Origin of the sequence: Winogradskyella sp., assembly GCF_016744625.1 — a bacterium.
Lineage (GTDB): Bacteria > Bacteroidota > Bacteroidia > Flavobacteriales > Flavobacteriaceae > Winogradskyella.
This window is the reverse complement of sequence record NZ_JADGDZ010000042.1, coordinates 1-19,733: the sequence shown is the minus strand read 5'-3', so window position 1 is coordinate 19,733 and position 19,733 is coordinate 1. Positions and strand designations below refer to the sequence as shown.

Below are 19,733 nucleotides of genomic sequence, written 5' to 3'. Positions count from 1 at the left end.
TTTATTAACAATTTTTGATATCTTTTTCGTTAATAAGTATCTGTCAATTTGCTTTGATATAAAATGCTTTTTTAGTCTCTTCGTTTACAACATTTAATTAAGGTATAGTTTTTGACCTATACTCAATATGTTTTTATTATTTTTAATGCAGAAAGGAATTTACTATGGACGATAATTTTTCCCCAAGAGTTAAAGATGTTATAGCTTATAGCAAAGAGGAAGCCTTGCGTTTAGGCCACGACTTTATTGGTACCGAACATTTAATGTTAGGCCTTTTAAGAGATGGTAACGGAAAGGCTATTGATATATTAAGCGCTTTAGAAGTTGACCTTAATCACCTAAGGCGAAAAGTAGAGATATTGAGTCCTGCTAATCCTAATATAGTTACTACATCTAACGAAAAGAAAAACTTACATTTAACAAGACAAGCAGAACGTGCTTTAAAAACAACATTTTTAGAAGCTAAGTTGTTTCAAAGCACATCCATAAATACTGCACATTTATTATTGTGTATTTTAAGAAATGAAAATGATCCTACCACCAAGCTTTTAAACAAGCTTAAGGTTGACTATGATAACGTAAAAGAAGAATTTAAATCTATGATTACTAGCGAAGATGATTATTTAGACACTCCAAAAGCAGAATCGTTTTCTGATGATGATGATACAAATGAAGAGGAAGATGACGCAAAACAGAATCCTTTTGGTGGTCAGTCTGGCAAAACAAATAAGAAGTCTAAAACACCCGTTTTAGATAACTTTGGAAGAGACTTAACTGTACTTGCAGAAGAAGGAAAGTTAGATCCTGTTGTAGGACGAGAAAAAGAAATACAACGTGTTTCTCAGATATTAAGTAGAAGAAAGAAAAACAATCCTTTATTAATAGGTGAACCTGGAGTTGGTAAATCTGCTATTGCTGAAGGTTTAGCCTTACGAATTGTAAAACGAAAAGTATCACGTACCTTATTTAATAAACGTGTAGTAACTCTAGATTTAGCGAGCTTAGTAGCAGGAACTAAATACAGAGGACAGTTTGAAGAACGTATGAAAGCTGTTATGAATGAACTTGAAAAGAATGATGACATTATTCTGTTCATTGACGAAATTCATACCATTGTCGGTGCAGGTGGAGCGACAGGAAGTTTAGACGCATCAAACATGTTTAAACCTGCTCTTGCTAGAGGAGAAATACAATGTATTGGAGCTACAACTTTAGATGAGTACAGACAATACATTGAAAAAGATGGAGCTTTAGAACGTCGTTTTCAAAAGGTAATTGTCGAACCGACTACAGTTGAAGAAACCATAGAAATCCTTAATAATATTAAAGGTAAATACGAAGAGCATCACAATGTTGAATATACAGATGAAGCTATTGAAGCTTGTGTAAAATTAACAAATCGATATATGACTGAGCGTTTCCTTCCAGACAAGGCTATTGACGCTTTAGATGAGGCTGGTTCTCGTGTTCACATTACTAACATTGATGTACCTAAACAGATTCTTGAATTAGAAAAGAAGCTTGAAGAGGTTAAAGAAACCAAGAATAGTGTCGTTAAAAAGCAAAAGTATGAAGAAGCTGCTAAGCTTAGAGATGACGAAAAACGTTTAGAAAAAGAATTAGCTGTTGCGCAAGAAAAATGGGAAGAAGACACCAAACAGCATAGAGAAGTTGTAACAGAAGACAACGTTGCGGACGTTGTTTCTATGATGACTGGAATTCCTGTGAATAAAATTGCGCAAACAGAAATCAATAAGCTATCGCAATTACCTAATTTAATAAAAGGTAAAGTTATTGGCCAAGATCAAGCTGTTGCTAAAGTTGTAAAAGCTATTCAGAGAAACAGAGCCGGACTTAAAGATCCTAACAAGCCAATTGGGTCATTTATATTTTTAGGACAAACTGGTGTTGGTAAAACACAATTAGCCAAAGTCTTAGCACGTGAGCTGTTTGAAAGTGATGATTCTCTAGTGAGAATAGACATGAGTGAATACATGGAGAAATTCGCTATTTCTCGTTTAATTGGTGCACCTCCAGGATACGTAGGCTATGAAGAAGGTGGTCAACTTACTGAAAAGATAAGACGTAAGCCTTATGCTGTAGTACTTTTAGATGAGATTGAAAAAGCGCATCCAGATGTATTTAATATGTTGTTACAAGTTTTGGATGATGGATACTTAACTGATAGTCTAGGTCGCAAAATTGATTTTAGAAATACAATCATAATCATGACATCTAATATTGGAGCTCGTAAACTAAAAGACTTCGGGACTGGAGTTGGTTTTGGAACTTCTGCACAAGAAGCACAAGAAACAGATCATGCAAAAGCTGTTATTGAAAATGCTCTTAAAAAAGCATTTGCACCTGAGTTCTTAAACAGAATAGATGATGTCATTGTCTTTAATGCTTTAGAAAAAGAAGATATTAATAAAATTATTGATATAGAACTAGTCAAGCTTATTGATCGAATTAAAGGTTTAGGCTATACACTTAAGCTAACAGATAAAGCTAAGGACTATATTGCAGAAAAAGGGTTCGATAAACAATATGGAGCTAGACCTTTAAATAGAGCTATTCAGAAATATGTTGAAGATGCTTTAGCTGAAGAAATCATCAATTCTAAAATTCATGAAGGAGATACCATCACAATGGACTTAGACACAAAAACTGATGAACTAAAGATTAAGATTAAATCGTCTAGTAAAACAACAGAATCTTAAGTCATTTTAGCTATTATAATTAAAACTCCTTCAATATGAAGGAGTTTTTTTATATCTTAATGGTAATTATAGCTTTGTTGAACAATGAAAGAAATCCTAAATTTCGATTTTTGTGACATGACAGTTTATGATAACTATGTTGTTGTCGTCATTAAAGAAGGTGTTAATGTAACACCTCACTATAATGATGTCTTGATTGAAGTAACCAACACTTATTATAGTAACAAACCCTTTGTTTACATTACACACAGAATAAACTCCTACTCTGTAGATCCTAAAATTTACTTTGAAACTTCTAAAATTGAAAACCTAAAAGGTTTTGCTGTAGTTTCTAAAGAATACAAAGCAAAAGTGAATGCAGAAATAGAAAAAATGTTTTTCAATAAACCGTTTGAGATTTTTGGTGTATTAGATGATGCTATCGCTTGGGCGAAAACAATTATATAATTGGTTATTAAAAATAAAAACAACTAATAAGCTACAAATCAATTACTTCTATTATTTTTGTCATCCAAAAAAAATTACATGATCAAAAATTTAGATTTTTGTGAGCTAAACTTTTGTGATAATTATGTTATCTGCAAAGTGAATCCAGGAGCTACAGTTACGACCGAAAAAAGTCAATTACAAACTGAAACTATTTTAGACTATTACAAAGAAAAACCCTTTGTTTACATAACACATCGAGAAAACTCATATGCTGTTGATCCAAAAATCTATAGTAAATCGTCTAAAATTAAGACTTTAGTGGGATTTGCTGTTGTTTCATCAAACTATTCTTCTGTAAGAAATGCACACTTTGAAAAAATGTTTTTTGACAAACCTTTTGAAGTTTTCACAACTTTAGACAATGCTATTTCCTGGGCTAATGAGTTATTAAAAAAATAATCAATAACTATTTTAACCCATAATCGTTTAAGAACAATTCTTCTATTTCTATATCAACATCTTTTAAAAACTGAATAGAAGCTTCGATATCATCATGCAAAACTTCATCAACTTTTATAAAAGGCACCTCTTTTCTATATTGCTCCAAAAAGGATTCCAAGAAAGGTGACGTTTTTAAAGGTTTTCTAAATTCTATAGCTTGCGAAGCATTCATCAACTCTATTGCTATAACGCGCTCTACATTCCTAATTAAAGTAAAGGCTTGTGTAGCAGCATTGGCTCCCATACTTACGTGGTCTTCTTGTCCATTACTAGAAACTATACTATCTACACTAGCTGGAGTTGCCATTTGTTTATTTGCACTTACTATACTTGCTGCAGTATATTGAGGAATCATAAATCCTGAATTAAGACCTGGATTATCCACTAAAAATGCTGGTAAGCCTCTTAGTCCAGACACCAACTGAAATATGCGACGTTCAGATATATTACCTATTTCTGCCATGGCAATTTTCAAATAATCTAAAGCTAATGCTAAAGGTTGACCATGAAAATTTCCACCAGAAATAATTAAATCTTCTTCATGAAAAATATTCGGATTATCAGTTACCGAATTAATTTCTGTCAGTATTACTTTCTCTACAAAATCTAAGGTATCTTTTGTTGCTCCATGAACTTGTGGTATACAACGGAAAGAATAAGGATCTTGAACGTGTTCCTTTTCTCGAGTTATAAGCTCGCTTCCTTTTAAAAACTCATTAAAACGTCTAGCAACTTTCCTCTGACCAGGATGTGGTCTTACGGCATGCACTAAATCATGAAAAGGATCTAATCTGCCATCAAAAGCATCCAATGAAATACTAGCGATGATGTCTGCTAAGTATGATGTTTTATGAGACATTAATAATAAATAAACACCATAGGCGCTCATAAACTGAGTACCATTTAAAAGTGCTAAACCTTCTTTTGCTTCTAGTTTAATTGGTTTCCATTTAAACTTCTCTAATAAGTCCGAAGCATCATATTCTTTATCTTTATGCACCACTTTTCCTTTTCCTAATAGAGGCAAAGCCAAATGTGCCAATGGAGCTAAATCACCAGACGCACCTAAAGATCCTTGTGTATACACAAATGGAAAAATATCATTATTAAAAAAGTCAATAAGTCTATTTATAGTAGCTAATTGTACACCACTATGACCGTAACTCAACGACTGAATCTTTAAAAGCAACATCACTTTTACCACGGATTCTGGTACGCGATCACCAGTACCACAAGCATGAGACATCACTAAATTCTTTTGCAGTTGCGTTAAGTCATTGTCAGAAATCTTTACATTATAAAGCGAGCCAAACCCAGTATTTATACCATACATTGGTTTTTTATTGTTCGCTAACTTAGTATCTAGATAGGTCTTACATGCTATTACTTTATTTTTAAGTTCGTCAGAAATCTTTAATTTTTTGTTGTCTTTAAAAATGTTGTAAATCGTTACAATGTCTAAAGCTTCAGAAGATATAATATGATATTGATCCATTATGATTATTTAATAGGTGTTCAAATTTGAGAATAATTTTGCATTCTACAACATATTGTTAATAATTCATTTCATTCTGAAAATTAATTATAGAATGTTTATTTTTGGTCGCGAACAAAACACTATTTATGTTACTGCATGTTCAAAAATTCATCATTATAAGTGAATGATTAATAGCGAACAGTATGTGGCCATTAAAAAAAATTAAACACATGAAAAGATTATTAGCCCTTTGTATTGCACTTTCTCTATTTGCATGCAAAAAAGAAGAACCTAAGGATTATGCCACTATTTCTGGTAAAATTGAGAATTCACACGAAAGTAAAACCTTAAAAATATTTAAAGGAAGAGAATACGAAAAGGTAATTACAATTGCGGATGATGGTACATTTAAAGATACTTTAAAAATTGTTGAAGGAGATTATAGCATTCAACATGGTGAACAATATGGAGTAATGTATTTAAAAAATGACAATGAATCTACATTGAATACTGATTATGAATCCTTTGATAAATCTTTAGTCTTTGGAGGAGATGGCTCAGATATAAATAATTTTTCATTGCAATCATTTTTAATTTCAAGTGATTACTTTACTGAAGAACTTGTTTCTAACGGAAGTCAAGAAGACTTAGATACAGCTATCAATAAATATAACTCAGCTTATGAAGAGTTAAAGAAAAAATATGTTGATGTAGACTCTATTCACATAGCACAAATGGACAAGAATGTTGAAGGCCAAGCCAAACAACTTAAGCAATACATGGCTTCTAAAATTGCTATGCGTGCGCAGTTCCCTGAAGGTAAAGCATCACCTACATTTGTAAATTATGAAAATTTCGCAGGCGGTAATACATCTTTATCTGATCTAAAGGGTAAATACGTATATATGGATATTTGGGCAACTTGGTGCGGACCTTGTAAAGCTGAAATTCCATCATTGAAAAAAGTAGAAAAGCAATTTCACGGTAAAAACATTGAATTTGTTAGTATCTCTGTAGATGAAGGACGTGGTTACAAAGGAGATGCTGCAAAGGCATATGAAGGTTGGAAAAAAATGATTACTGAAAAAGAACTTGGTGGCATGCAACTCTTAGCCGATAATGGATTTAGATCTACATTTATACAAGATTATAAGATCAATGGAATTCCAAGATTTATTTTAGTAGATCCTGAAGGAAATATCATTAATGCAGATGCACCAAGACCTTCAAATCCTCAATTAGTTGAGCTATTTAATACATTAAAACTATAATAATTTAGATTATATAAAAAAAGCCTTCATTTCTGAAGGCTTTTTTTCATTGTTCTTGTTGCTCTTCTGTTTGTTGTTCTACAGGCTGTTCTGGTTTTTTAAATAAGTCTATATAAGCTTCACCAATAGCCTCAATAATATGACTTGCAATTAAACTTTGGTATCCATAATCTTCTAAAGAAATATCTGCCGCTTTTCCATGCAGATACACACCAAAAATTGTTGCAGCTAAAGGTTCATAACCTTGAGCAACTAAACCAGAAATTAATCCAGTTAAAACATCACCACTTCCTGCAGTTGCCATACCAGGATTTCCAGTCGTATTCACATATAACTTATCCTTATAAACGGTAATTGAGTTTGCACCTTTTATGAGTACGATAACATTATACTTCTTTGAAAAGGTTTTTACTTTTTTAAGCTTTTCAAAATCATCAGACCACTTCCCTACTAAACGCTCTAACTCCTTTGGATGTGGAGTTAAAATCGTTTGCTCTGGTAATAACTTCAATAATGCCTTCTTTTTAGACAATAAGTTTAAGCCATCAGCATCTATAACTAAAGGTGTTTTATTCTTCTTTAAAAATGCTTCAAATGTTTTTGCTGTTTCATCTGAAGTACCAAGTCCTACTCCGATACCAATTACTGTTGGTGCTATATCAAAATTAATATTAGATATAGTAGTTTCATTGTCATCAGAAATCACCATAACTTCAGGTATAGATGCTTGTAGACTATGATAACCACATTTTGGGATATATGCCGTTACTAATCCAGTACCAGAGCTCAAAGCTGCTCTACTTGCTAAATTAACAGCACCGATTTTCCCATAGCTACCACCTAAAATCATAACGTGTCCAAAATCACCTTTATGCGAAAACTTTTCTCTTGGTTTATAAAATGGTAAAACTTCGAGCTTCGAAATTAATTCAACTTCAGTTTCAGTTTGCATTAAATAATCTCTATCAATACCAATATCTAATGCTTCCCATTGTATAGAATACTTTGCGGTTTCAGGCAAAAAGAATATAAATTTAGGTGATTGAAAACTCAACGTATAGTTGGCATAAACCACAGCATTTTCATCTTCAACAGCTTTATCAGTGTATACTCCTGATGGAATATCAATCGCTAAAGTAAAAGCTTTAGAGGCTTTAAATTTTTGAAACAATTCTTGTACCCAATCATTTGGTGAACGATTTAATCCAATTCCAAATACAGCATCAACAATAATATCGTCAGCATGAAATTCTGGAAAATCTGCTTGACAGGTCAACACCTTTGGCCAATCTTTAGTTACATTTTTAATACGGTCATAGTTGATTAAAAAATCCTTAGAACGCTTATCACTACAATTAACTATATAGGTAATTACATTATAACCATGGGTAATTAAATGCCTTGCCAACACCAATCCGTCACCACCATTATTACCTATTCCGCAAAACACATGTATCGGTACTTGAGCGCCTTGCATACGCATATGCATCCAATTAAAAATTTGAGTTCCAGCACGTTCCATTAAATCTGTAGATGATATTTTTTGACGTTCTGTAGTTAATTTATCTCCTTCGTAAATTTGTTCTTTTGAAAATAGTTTCATCTGTTAATGTCTATTGTTTTTTGACTGTCACATGGAACATCAATATAGTCTTTCCCCTTTGCGCAGAAATTCAGCTAAGATGTTTCATGTGAATAATTTAAAACCTGATGTAAATCGCTAGTTATATTTCATTTTTAATATAAAGACTAGCTCTTTTTTACCAATTCCCTAAAACTGAGATATTAGTTTTTTTATTGTTGTAAAAATAATACATTTGACAAGTAATGACGAAAAAAAGAAACATATCAATAAATACAATGGCACACACAATCCGTATGTCTATTTCTATGTTTTTTATTTCAACTATTATTACCCTTTTGGGTAATCTATAAATATGTTCTCCGTCCCTTTTTGTCTATACAGACATTCTATTTCTCTTAAATATAAAATATTATGAAAGTTCTCAAGTTTGGTGGAACATCAGTAGGTTCAGCCGAAAATATAAATAAAGTTATCTCAATTTTAGAACAGCAATCTAAAAGTTCTAAAATAGCCGTTGTCGTTTCAGCGGTTGGTGGTATTACAGATAAATTATTAGAAGCTGCAAATCTAGCTTGTAATAAAGATTTAGAATACAAACACGTTTACAATGGCATTTGGTCTCGACACAATAAAGTCATAGAAGGGCTTTTTGAAAATTCCAAAAATGATAAAAGTCTTCAAAATGAACACGAAGAATTACATGACTTGATTTCAGAAAAATTAAAAGAGCTCAGAAGTCTTTTAGATGGTATTTATTTGATTAACGAATTATCGCCTAAAACTAGAGATAAACTCTTAAGTTTTGGAGAAGCCTTATCTTCAACGATAATATATCATACTCTTAAGTCTAGAAACCTAGATGCGACTTTAAAAAACTCTCAAGATTTAATCGTTACCGATTTAAATTTTAATAATGCATTAGTGAATTTTAAAACCACCAATGCAAATATTCAATCATTTTTCAAATCAAACTCTAAGTCTATAATTTTATTACCAGGTTTTGTTTCAAAATCTGCAAGTGGAGAAATCACAACTTTAGGTCGTGGTGGATCTGATTATACTGCTGCGATTATTGCCGCAGCTTTAGATGCTAATGAATTACAGATTTGGACAGATGTTAGTGGTATGTTTACTACCAATCCAAAATTGGTAAAACAAGCGGCTCCAATTGTAGAGTTATCTTATCAAGAAGCTGTGGAATTATCACATTTTGGTGCTAAAGTATTATATCCTCCTACAGTGATGCCTGTTCTTAAAAAGAAAATTCCTATTGTGATTAAAAACACAATGGATCCTGAGGCAATTGGCACTACAATTACTGAAGATACACAATCAAACGGTTCACCTGTAAAAGGTCTAAGTAATATAGACAATATTGCACTCTTAACCTTACAAGGCAATGGTATGGTTGGCGTACCAGGCTTTAGCAAACGCTTGTTTGAAACACTAGCACAAGAAAAAATTAACATTATATTAATCACACAGTCTTCTTCAGAGCATTCTATTTGTTTTGGGATTTCTGCCAATGATGCACAACGTGCTAAAGAAGCTATTGATGAGGTTTTTGAATATGAAATTACGCTTCAAAAAATAGATCCAATAGTTATAGAGAATGATTTATCAATTATAGCAGTAATTGGTGATAAAATGAAAAGTCATCAAGGAATAAGTGGTAAAATGTTTAGCACACTTGGCAAGAATAACGTGAACATTAGAGCTATTGCTCAAGGCGCTTCAGAACGTAATATTTCTGCTGTAATTCATAAGAACGATGTTAAAAAAGCATTGAATAGTTTACACGAACAATTCTTCGAAATCAAAACCAAACAGATCAACTTATTTATTACTGGTGTTGGAAATGTTGGTGAACGTCTTATTGAACAGATAAAACAACAGCATACATTCTTAAAAGAAAATCTTCAAATTAGCATACGCATTATTGGTATGTCTAACTCTAGGAAAATGGTTTTCAACGAAGATGGTATTAATCTTAATGATTGGGTTTCGGAATTCGACTTTGCAGAAAAGGCTAGCCTTGAAGGATTCTTAAAAACCGCTGTTAAGATGAATCTTAGAAATAGTATTTTTGTTGATATTACTGCTAACGAAAATGTAGCTAGCTTTTATGCGGATTATTTAAAGCACAGTATAGCAGTTGTAGCTTGTAGTAAAATAGCTAGTTCTAGTAGTTATGAATCTTATATTAACTTACATAACTTATCAAGAAAGTACAACGCACCTTTCCTTTATGAAACTAATGTTGGTGCAGCTTTACCAATAATTAACACATTAAATAACTTAGTAGCCTCAGGAGATAAAGTTACTAGTATACAAGCTGTATTGTCTGGGAGCTTAAACTTTGTGTTCAATAATTTCAGTGATCGAAGCAACTTCCATGATACTGTAAAACGTGCGCAATTTGAAGGTTATACAGAACCAGATCCTAGAATTGATCTTAGCGGAATTGATGTCGCTAGAAAAGTCTTAATATTAGCTAGAGAAAATGGTGCTGAAATGGAAATTGATGATATTGAAGTAGAACCATTTTTAACCAAAACAAATTTAGAAAGTACAACTGTAGATGATTTTTATGACACATTAAAGCATGACGAAGCGCATTTCCAAAAATTATATGCTTCTGCAAAAGAAAAAAATTGTCAACTAAAATATGTTGCGGAATATGACAATGGTAAAGCTAAAGTAGGACTTCAAGAAATACCAGAAGGGCATGCATTTTATAATTTAGAAGGAAAAGACAATATTGTGATGTTTTATACTGAACGTTACCCAAAACAACCCTTAATTATTAAAGGTGCTGGTGCTGGTGCAGATGTCACTGCTTCTGGTTTATTTGCTGACATTATAAGAATTGCTAATAACTAAACATGAAAAACGAAATCAAAATATTCTCACCTGCAACTGTAGCCAATGTGGCTTGCGGATTCGATGTACTTGGTTTTTGTTTAGATACTATTGGAGATGAAATGGTCATCAGAAAAACAGAAGAAAAAGGTATTAGAATTACTAAAATCGAAGGCTACGATTTACCATACGAAGCTGAAGAAAATGTGGCTGGCGTTTCTGCTTTAGCAATGTATAATGAGCTAAATCCAGATTGTGGTTTTGAGATTGAAATCTATAAGAATATAAAACCAGGAAGTGGAATTGGAAGCAGTTCGGCGAGTGCAGCTGGTAGTGTTTATGGAATGAATGAATTACTCGGAAGACCTCTAGACAAAACAAAACTAACCTTCTATGCTATGAAAGGCGAAGCATTAGCTAGCCAATGCGAACATGCAGATAATTTAGCTCCTGCTATTTTTGGAGGTTTTACTTTAGTAAAAAACGCTTGTCCATTGCAAGTTTTAGAGCTTCCTACTCCATCCGATTTATACGCAACTTTAATTCATCCACAGATTGAAATAAAAACGTCTGAGTCTAGAGCTATTTTGCCAAAGGAGATTCCGTTGCAAAATGCGATAACGCAATGGGCAAATGTTGGCAGCTTAGTACATGGTTTGCATACATCAGATTATAAGTTAATAAAAGATGCTTTAAACGATGTTGTTATTGAACCGTATCGTAAACAACTCATTCCACATTTTGATGATGTGAAAAATACTGTTTTAGAAGCTGGCGCATTAGGTTGTGCTATTTCTGGCTCTGGTCCTTCTATTTTTGCATTGAGTAAAGGAGAAAACACTGCCAAAAAAGTTGAGCAGGCCATGCATAACGTGTATTCAAAATCAAATATACACTTCGAAACTTACGTTTCTAAAATTAATACCCAAGGTATAAAAACACTATAATGAACTATTACTCACTCAATAGAAAAGCACCTAACATAACTTTTTCTGAAGCAGTAGTCAGAGGACTTGCACCAGATAAAGGTTTGTATTTCCCTGAATCAATTACACCTTTAGAACCTTCATTTTTTGAAACTATAGAAGGTAAATCTAATACTAAAATTGCTTTTGAAGCGATAAAACAATTCATAGTTCCTGAGATTCCTGAAGACGTTTTAAAAACTATTGTTGAGGAAACATTAAATTTCGATTTCCCTGTTGTAGAAATCAATGAAAATATTTCTACACTAGAGTTGTTTCATGGACCTACAATGGCTTTTAAAGACGTTGGAGCACGATTTATGGCGAGATGTTTAGGGTATTTTAATAAAACCAATACTAATGACGTTACTGTTTTAGTAGCAACTTCTGGAGATACAGGAGGTGCTGTAGCAAATGGGTTTTTAAGTGTTAAAGGTGTGAATGTTGTAATTCTTTATCCAAGCGGAAAAGTAAGTGATATCCAAGAAAAACAATTAACTACTCTAGGACAAAACATTACAGCTTTAGAAGTAGATGGTGTTTTTGACGATTGCCAAGATATGGTAAAGCGTGCTTTTATGGATGTCGAGTTAACAAGCAAAATGCAATTAACTTCTGCAAACTCTATAAACATTGCACGTTGGTTACCACAACTCTTCTACTTCTTATTTACATACAAACAATTAAAATCAAAACACAAGGATATTGCATTCTCTGTACCAAGTGGAAACTTTGGAAATATTTGCGCTGGTATGGTCGCACAAAAATTAGGCTTACCAGTAAAACAATTTATTGCAGCCAATAATACCAATGATACGGTTGTTAATTATATGACAACACAATCTTACGAACCAAAACCTTCTGTACAAACCATTAGTAATGCTATGGATGTTGGTAATCCAAGTAATTTTATAAGAATACAAGAATTACACAACAATAATTTTGAAGCTTTAAAAGCGAATTTATGCTCTTTTAGTTATACAGATGAAGAAACTAAAACTGCGCTTTTAGAATTATATAAAGATTATGATTATGTAGCTGATCCACATGGAGCTGTTGGTTATTTAGGAGCGAAAGAATATTTAAAAAATAGTGATGCTCATGTGGTTTTTTTAGAAACTGCTCATCCTACAAAATTCTTAGGTGTAGTTGAGGATGTTATTGAGCAAACTATTCCATTGCCTCCTCAAATTGAAGCGGTTATGGATAAAGAGAAGGTTGCTATTTCTGTTAGTTCTTATGATGAATTAAAGAGGTTTTTGCTAAGATAAACTCCCTTGTGATTTCTAGATTAATTAGTGGTTCTTTAATTGTTGAATCTCTTTTAATCAAATATAATTCAAAATCGATTTCCAAAATTTAATCTGCTAGAGCATGATTTTTATCATATCCAATATGGATATGTATTCTTATTTTTATAATTGATAATCAAACAGAAATGCCTACTACTGTTTAATTATACTTACATAATACTTACATAATACTTTTAGAAACTAAAAAAAATATCATGCGAATACAAGTAAAAGATTTTATGTCAACTCCGGTTACAACAGCAATGGCAGATCATAACGTTTTAGAAATTAGAATGCTTATGAAGGAAAAAGGGATTCACGCAATTCCAATTATTAAGTATTCAAATGATAAACTAAAAGTAGATATAACTATTAAAGGCATTATAACTGCAACGGATTTAAGTAAAGAAATAAGCGACTACGCACCTATAGAAAATATACTAAACACTAAAAGTGTCCATGTTGTTCATGTAGATTCTAGTGCTAAATCGGCTGCAAAAATGATGTTAAAGCATGATGTGCATCATATAGTTGCAATGGAAGAGGGAGAAATAAAAGGTATGATTAGTTCTTTAGATTTTGTGAAATTAGTTGCTGAACATTCTCTGGAATAATAACAATTTGTAAAAAGGAGCAACAGAGCTACTAATTCAATGCTTCAAAAATTACCATTTGATTTTCTGTCATTAGATTCTTTATTTTTTCATTTTTCACTACCTTAGTCTATACATAAAGAAACTATCCAATCAATAAATTAACCTTGTCTATAACCATGAAATTATTTAAAACAGTAGATAAGATATTTGCTAGATTTGGAAACATAAGAGCAATGGAAAGAACTCACGTTGATTCTTTTACAGAAGGCTTAATAGCTGAGATTAAAGGAGATAAAATTGCTGAATCAGATTTTGGACAATTATATACTACCTATCAAAATTTATCTGGTTATGATTTTCTTAATGTTTCTCTATTAAGTGGTACTAATATAAAAACTTATAAAGGTTGTTATCTAATTTTTGAATTACCCAATAATACTACTATCACTCTACCTTCTGACACTAAAGAAATAGAATCAGATTTTTCAAATGTTTCAAATAGATATCTTACAAAGATTACTTTTATTGTTAATAAATCAGAGCAAGAAATAATTTCAAAAGGAAACTTTAATAAAGTATTTCTTAATTTTAAGAAAAAGTCCTTACCAATGGATAAAGTTTAATAAGCGCTCTGATAATTCAAAATTTAAATTCAGCAATTGACTAACCATAAAATATTACAAACCAAAAGACTAAGTATCAGACCTGTCATTACAGAAGATGCCACGTTCATTTTAGAGCTAATGAACTCACCTAAATGGATAAAAAATATTGGTGATAGAAACATAAGAACGGTTGAAGAAGCAGAAAACTATATTAAAGAAAAAGCCTTTCCTCAACTTAAAGAATTCGGTTATGGTAATAACGTTATAATTAGAAAAGGAGACAATACAAAACTGGGTACTTGTGGATTATATCGCAGAGAAGGCAAGAAAGATCCAGATATTGGTTTTGCCTTTTTACCAGTATATGAAGGTAAAGGATATGCTTTTGAAGCTTCTCATAAAATAATGATTTCTGCTAAAGAAGACTATGACTTAAAAGAATTGAGTGGTTATACGCTTAAAGACAATTTAGCCTCAAGAAAACTATTAGAACGTTTAGGTTTTAATTTGAAAGGTATTGGTAAACTACCAAGTAGTGACGAAGATTTATTGCATTATCATCGTGAATTAGACTTTTAATAACTGTTCTATTACATTTCATCCCAAATAAGCGTAGCTTTATATACTTTTTAGTTTCCGAATCATTAGAATAACTACATTTATAGGTATTTAAGTCAATTTAGTTATGAAGTCGGTTTATTTTATCATCATTTTTTTAGTCTCATTTTTAAGTACTGCACAACAGTTGGCCTTAGAAACCGGTCTTGATGCTACAGTAAATGAAACTTCAGGCTTGCTTTATCTTAGTAATACACTAATTACACACAATGATTCTGCGACAACAAATCAATTATTTGATGTAGATACATCGACTGGTGCTGTAACAAGAACAGTGACCATAACTAATGCCTCAAATAGTGACTGGGAAGATTTAACTCATGACGGAACCTATATCTACATTGGCGATTTTGGTAATTATCGTGGAGACAGAACGAATTTAAAAATCTATCGCATAGCCATTGCAGACTATTTTGCTAGTACTTCAGTAACCGCAGATATTATAAACTTTAGTTACACCAATCAAACAGATTTTACACCAAGTCCTTTAGCTACAAATTTCGATGCAGAAGGGTTAATTCATTATAATAATAAGCTTTATGTTTTTTCTAAAAACTGGCTAAATGGTAATACAAATATCTACGAGTTATCTAAAGTTCCTGGTACGCATAGTATTTCTATGATTGATACTATTAGCGCACAAGGTCTAATTTCTGGTGCAACGTACAATGACTTAAATAATGAAATTGTACTTATAGGTTATGATGTAAATGGTGGATTTGTAATTCAGTTAAATGGATTCAATTCTGGTTTGTTTTCTAACGGTTCTGTAGTAAAAACATCTATGAGTGTTCCTGCTAATTACTCACCACAAATTGAAGGTATTATTCCCATCAATGCAAATGAATATTATGTATCTGCTGAAGAAAATTCTCCTGCAGCTTCAGGTTTATTTAGTTTTAATGCTTCAACTTTGAGTATTAAAACTTTAGATAATCCTTCAGTTTCATTTTACCCTAATCCTGCAAAACAAAGTATTACACTGAGCCATGACGATTGCATCACAAAGATTTACGCGATTACAGGACAGTTGGTAAAAACGTCTTCAAACAAAAAAATTGATATTTCTGATTTAACGACTGGAGTTTATTTAGTGAAGCTTCAACAAGGAGCAAATCAAAATTCTACAATAAAAAGATTAATTGTCCAATAAAAGTGAATTGAACTACAACGGAAAAATATTTAAGCCAATAAAAACAACTAAGAATAGTGAAACGTCTAATGAGACTATTTTTGAGTATAAACAAAATGGAAATATTTTAACTTCAGATTATTCTGGAGGTCATATTAAACAAGGACATCTTATAGGAATTGTGGCTAAAGACGGAACTATTGAAATGCGCTACCATCAGGTAAACTTGGATGATATTTTAATGACAGGAACATGTGTTTCTAAACCTGAAATGTTACCAAATGGAAAAATTAGACTTCACGAAAAATGGAAATGGACTTCTGGTGATTTCTCTGAAGGAGAATCTATTATTGAAGAGCAATAATACTAAAGATGCTGAAATAAATTCAGTATGACAAATAAGAATGTTTATTTACCTATCCTAAAATTCTAACCAACAATTCTTTAAGTAAGTCTCCTTGAGGTATAGCATTAGAGCCAACACCTTTACTTTTAACATCAAATTCGCGCAACAAACCAATCACTGAACTCACTTTTCTCATCGGATAATTACGAGCTGCGGTTAGGTATTCATTCACAAAATAAGGATTCACTTTTAAAGCAGAAGCGACACTACGTGGATTCTTATCTGACATGCCATGAAGGTGCAATAACTGAGAAAAGAAATTAAATAGTAAAGCGACAGTAACCACCATAGGATTATCCTTTGGATTGTCTGCAAAATACTTCGCAATCTGATGTGCTTTCACCACATTCCGTTCTCCTACAGCTTTTCGTAGTTCGAAATTATTAAAATCTTTACTAATTCCTATATTCGCTTCTATATGCTCTGGAGTAATTTGAGTGCCTTCTGGTAAAACAATTTTAAGTTTATTAAGCTCGTTATCTATTTTACCTAAGTCAGTTCCTAAAAACTCCACAAGCATTTGTGCTGCTTTTGGAGAGATATTATAATTCTGACCAGATAAAACACGTCTTATCCAATCCGAAACTTGATTTTCATAAAGTTTTTTGCTTTCAAAAACAACACCAACTTTTTTTATGGCCTTATAAAGTGCTTTTCTTTTGTCTAGCTTTTTGTACTTATAATTTACGACTAACACAGTTGTAGGCTGAGGGTTTTCAACATATTTTGCTAGTTTTTCAATCGTTCTGCTTAAGTCCTGAGCTTCTTTAACAATAACTACTTGGCGTTCTGCCATCATAGGATAACGCTTGGCATTACTCACAATATCATCAATAGATACATCCCGACCATACAATACCATTTGGTTAAATCCTTTTTCAGCTTCATCTAAAACATTGTTTTCAATATAATCTGAAATCTTATCAATGTAATACGCCTCCTCACCCATTAAAAAATAAATAGGCTTAAGATCTCCCTTTTTTATTGCTGCAACTAATTGTTTTACGTCGTCCAATATCTTACTTCTTTGTCTGTTCGAGTTTTGACCTTAGTCAAACTTGTCGATAAAATTTTCTTCAAAAATCACTCGAAGTGACATTATAATTTTAATTTTGTGTAGTGCAAGAACTCAACTTTCCTAAGTTTGAATACCGCTTCAAAAGTACAGAAAATAAAGTTTCTATTTTTGATGTGATTCGGAAAAAATTCATCATTCTACAACCCGAAGAATGGGTGCGACAACACTGTGTACATTATTTAATTAATGAGAAAAAATTCCCTAAATCACTCATTAATGTTGAAAAGGAGCTTACTATAAACGGTTTAAAAAAACGCTATGACATTGTAATTTTTAATTCTGATGGTAGTATTTATTTAATCGTTGAATGCAAATCGCATAAAATAAAAATAGATCAAACTACTTTTGATCAAATAGCACGTTACAATCTAATTCTAAAAGCATCTTATCTTATGGTAACTAATGGTTTAAATCACTATTATTGCCAAATGGATACTGAAACTGAACGCTATTCGTTTTTAAAAGAGATTCCGAATTACTCAAAAGACTAAATGCTACAAACCAAAGACATAGCTGTTGTTATTTTAAACTGGAACGGAAAAGCACTACTCGAACAGTTTCTACCTTCTGTTGTGAAGTATTCTAGTACTGCTCAAATTTATGTGGCTGATAATGCATCAACTGATGATTCTGTGGTTTTTGTTTCTGAACATTTCCCGACCATAAAATTGATTCAGAATACTAAAAATGGAGGTTATGCAAAAGGTTACAATGATGCACTTGCATCTATAGATGAACCTATACTCTGCTTACTTAATAGTGATATTGAAGTTACAGAGAACTGGCTTCAACCAATCATAGATGAGTTTAACACCAATTCTGAAACAGCGATAATTCAACCAAAAATATTAGACTTTAAAAACAAATCTCATTTTGAATATGCTGGTGCTGCTGGTGGTTTTATAGATAAGTATGGTTTTCCATATTGTCGTGGTCGAATTTTTGATACTATTGAAAAAGACCATGGGCAATACAATGATACAAGAGATATCTTTTGGGCTTCTGGTGCGTGCCTTTTTATTAGAAATTCAATATTTAAAACTTTAAACGGGTTTGACGAATCCTACTTTGCACATATAGAAGAAATTGATTTGTGTTGGCGCGCTTATAACACAAATCATAAGGTGAAATATGTTGGTACATCAACTGTATATCATGTTGGTGGTGCTACATTGAGTAATACAAATCCTAAAAAAACCTATCTCAACTTTAGAAATAGTCTTTTTACTTTGGTAAAACATACAGATAAAAATGTGTTTTTTAGAACTGTTACAAGAATGAAATTAGATGGTATTGCTGCCATTAGGTTTTTGTTTCAATTAAAACCACAATACTTATTGGCTATTCTTAAAGCACATGGCTCATTTTACAGGAATTTAGGTCAGCTATTAAAACAGCGTAAGCAATTACCAAAGCGACCAAATTACTACGAAACCAACTCAATTGTTTGGTCTTATTTTATTAAAAAACGCACAAAATTCTAATTGTTCATAAAACTGTTAAAGTTTTTGTTAATCCATGTATAGTCGATTCTTCTTTTCTATAATTTTGAGTTGTTATAATTAACAATTAAAATTACGATTCAATTATGAAGAAATTAATGTTATTAAGTGTTTGCTCAATGTTGTTGTTAGCGTCTTGCGTGTCGAAGAAAGATTACCTAGCACTTGAAGCAGAACAAAAAGAAACTCAAGATTTATTAAATAGTGCAACGGTAAAACTCAATAAGTGTTTATCTGATGCTTCTGCTGCAAATGCAAGAGTAGAAACTATGAAAGATCAGTTAGCAGATTTACGTAAATCTAATCAAGATTTAATTGACACAAAAGGAAACTTAACAACCTTAACCCAAAAAGGTGCTGATAACCTTGAAAAATCTTTAGAAAGTTTAAAAGAAAAAGACTTAAAAATATCACGTTTACAAGATGCTTTAACTAAAAAAGACAGTGTAACATTAGCAATTGTTACTAGCCTTAAAAAAGCAGTTGGTATCAGTGATCCAGATATAGAAGTTAACGTAGAAAAAGGTGTTGTGTTTATTTCTATTGCTGATAAATTATTATTTAAAAGCGGAAGTTATAATGTAACAGATAGAGCTAATGAAATCCTTGCTAAGGTTGCAAAGGTTATAAATAGCAAGCCAGACTTTGAGGCTATGGTAGAATCGCATACTGATAACAAGTCTTATAGCAAACC

The 19,733-nt window shown here is 32.0% G+C and carries 18 protein-coding genes; 15 read left to right on the top strand and 3 right to left on the bottom strand.

Annotated features, from left to right (window positions below; all coding sequences use genetic code 11):
- Positions 1-164: 164 nt before the first annotated feature.
- The 3 genes from QZZ53_RS10040 to QZZ53_RS10030 all read left to right on the top strand — a co-directional run bounded on the left by QZZ53_RS10040 (position 165) and on the right by QZZ53_RS10030 (position 3,608).
- Positions 165-2,720, top strand: a complete 2,556-nt coding sequence (locus QZZ53_RS10040) for an ATP-dependent Clp protease ATP-binding subunit (protein ID WP_296384169.1) — start codon at positions 165-167, stop codon at positions 2,718-2,720.
- An 84-nt stretch (positions 2,721-2,804) separates the two neighbouring features.
- On the top strand, positions 2,805-3,167 hold the full coding sequence (locus tag QZZ53_RS10035; protein WP_296384167.1) for a hypothetical protein: 363 nt from the start codon (positions 2,805-2,807) through the stop codon (positions 3,165-3,167).
- A 78-nt stretch (positions 3,168-3,245) separates the two neighbouring features.
- Complete coding sequence (locus QZZ53_RS10030; protein WP_296384165.1) at positions 3,246-3,608, top strand: hypothetical protein; 363 nt, start codon at positions 3,246-3,248, stop codon at positions 3,606-3,608.
- Positions 3,609-3,615: 7 nt separating this feature from the next.
- Here the strand turns inward: QZZ53_RS10030 and hutH are convergent, their stop codons facing one another.
- The gene (hutH, locus tag QZZ53_RS10025) at positions 3,616-5,145 is read right to left on the bottom strand and encodes a histidine ammonia-lyase (protein ID WP_296384163.1); all 1,530 of its coding nucleotides are present in this window, start codon (positions 5,143-5,145) and stop codon (positions 3,616-3,618) included.
- A gap of 212 nt (positions 5,146-5,357) precedes the next feature.
- Here hutH and QZZ53_RS10020 point away from each other — a divergent pair, with 212 nt between their 5' ends.
- Positions 5,358-6,398 carry a TlpA disulfide reductase family protein gene (locus QZZ53_RS10020; RefSeq protein ID WP_296384161.1) on the top strand — a complete coding sequence of 347 codons (1,041 nt, stop codon included), beginning with the start codon at positions 5,358-5,360 and terminating at the stop codon, positions 6,396-6,398.
- A gap of 46 nt (positions 6,399-6,444) precedes the next feature.
- Here the strand turns inward: QZZ53_RS10020 and QZZ53_RS10015 are convergent, their stop codons facing one another.
- Positions 6,445-8,001, bottom strand: coding sequence for an NAD(P)H-hydrate dehydratase (locus QZZ53_RS10015; RefSeq protein WP_296384159.1), 1,557 nt, complete (start codon positions 7,999-8,001; stop codon positions 6,445-6,447).
- A gap of 393 nt (positions 8,002-8,394) precedes the next feature.
- On the opposite strand from QZZ53_RS10015, the gene thrA reads away from it, so the two are divergent.
- From thrA to QZZ53_RS09975, 8 genes are all read left to right on the top strand, one after another.
- Positions 8,395-10,866: a bifunctional aspartate kinase/homoserine dehydrogenase I gene (gene thrA, locus QZZ53_RS10010; RefSeq protein WP_296384157.1), complete on the top strand. Its 2,472-nt coding sequence runs from the start codon at positions 8,395-8,397 to the stop codon at positions 10,864-10,866.
- A 2-nt stretch (positions 10,867-10,868) separates the two neighbouring features.
- Positions 10,869-11,792: a homoserine kinase gene (locus QZZ53_RS10005; protein ID WP_296384155.1), complete on the top strand. Its 924-nt coding sequence runs from the start codon at positions 10,869-10,871 to the stop codon at positions 11,790-11,792.
- On the top strand, positions 11,792-13,081 hold the full coding sequence (gene thrC, locus QZZ53_RS10000; RefSeq protein ID WP_296384154.1) for a threonine synthase: 1,290 nt from the start codon (positions 11,792-11,794) through the stop codon (positions 13,079-13,081). Before QZZ53_RS10005 ends, thrC begins: the two co-directional genes overlap by 1 nt.
- 236 nt (positions 13,082-13,317) lie before the next feature.
- Entirely contained in the window at positions 13,318-13,716 is a 399-nt protein-coding gene (locus QZZ53_RS09995) for a CBS domain-containing protein (RefSeq protein ID WP_296384153.1), read from the top strand.
- A gap of 158 nt (positions 13,717-13,874) precedes the next feature.
- Complete coding sequence (locus tag QZZ53_RS09990; RefSeq protein ID WP_296384151.1) at positions 13,875-14,321, top strand: hypothetical protein; 447 nt, start codon at positions 13,875-13,877, stop codon at positions 14,319-14,321.
- A gap of 36 nt (positions 14,322-14,357) precedes the next feature.
- On the top strand, positions 14,358-14,882 hold the full coding sequence (locus QZZ53_RS09985) for a GNAT family N-acetyltransferase (RefSeq protein ID WP_296384149.1): 525 nt from the start codon (positions 14,358-14,360) through the stop codon (positions 14,880-14,882).
- A 106-nt stretch (positions 14,883-14,988) separates the two neighbouring features.
- Positions 14,989-16,074 (top strand): T9SS type A sorting domain-containing protein, encoded by a 1,086-nt coding sequence (locus QZZ53_RS09980; protein WP_296384147.1) that lies wholly within the window; start codon positions 14,989-14,991, stop codon positions 16,072-16,074.
- Positions 16,064-16,417, top strand: coding sequence for a n-acetylglutamate synthase (locus QZZ53_RS09975; RefSeq protein ID WP_296384144.1), 354 nt, complete (start codon positions 16,064-16,066; stop codon positions 16,415-16,417). The genes QZZ53_RS09980 and QZZ53_RS09975 overlap by 11 nt, the downstream gene beginning before the upstream one ends.
- Before the next feature lie 52 nt (positions 16,418-16,469).
- On the opposite strand, the gene holA is transcribed toward QZZ53_RS09975, so the two are convergent.
- Positions 16,470-17,474: a DNA polymerase III subunit delta gene (gene holA, locus QZZ53_RS09970; RefSeq protein ID WP_296384142.1), complete on the bottom strand. Its 1,005-nt coding sequence runs from the start codon at positions 17,472-17,474 to the stop codon at positions 16,470-16,472.
- A 104-nt stretch (positions 17,475-17,578) separates the two neighbouring features.
- On the opposite strand from holA, the gene QZZ53_RS09965 reads away from it, so the two are divergent.
- The 3 genes from QZZ53_RS09965 to QZZ53_RS09955 form a co-directional block, all read left to right on the top strand.
- Positions 17,579-18,028, top strand: coding sequence for a type I restriction enzyme HsdR N-terminal domain-containing protein (locus QZZ53_RS09965; RefSeq protein ID WP_296384140.1), 450 nt, complete (start codon positions 17,579-17,581; stop codon positions 18,026-18,028).
- A complete protein-coding gene (locus QZZ53_RS09960; protein WP_296384138.1) occupies positions 18,029-19,021 on the top strand; it encodes a glycosyltransferase family 2 protein in 993 nt (330 codons plus the stop codon).
- Positions 19,022-19,125: 104 nt separating this feature from the next.
- Positions 19,126-19,733 (top strand): hypothetical protein (locus tag QZZ53_RS09955; RefSeq protein WP_296384136.1); only part of this gene is annotated, 608 nt, incomplete at its 3' end.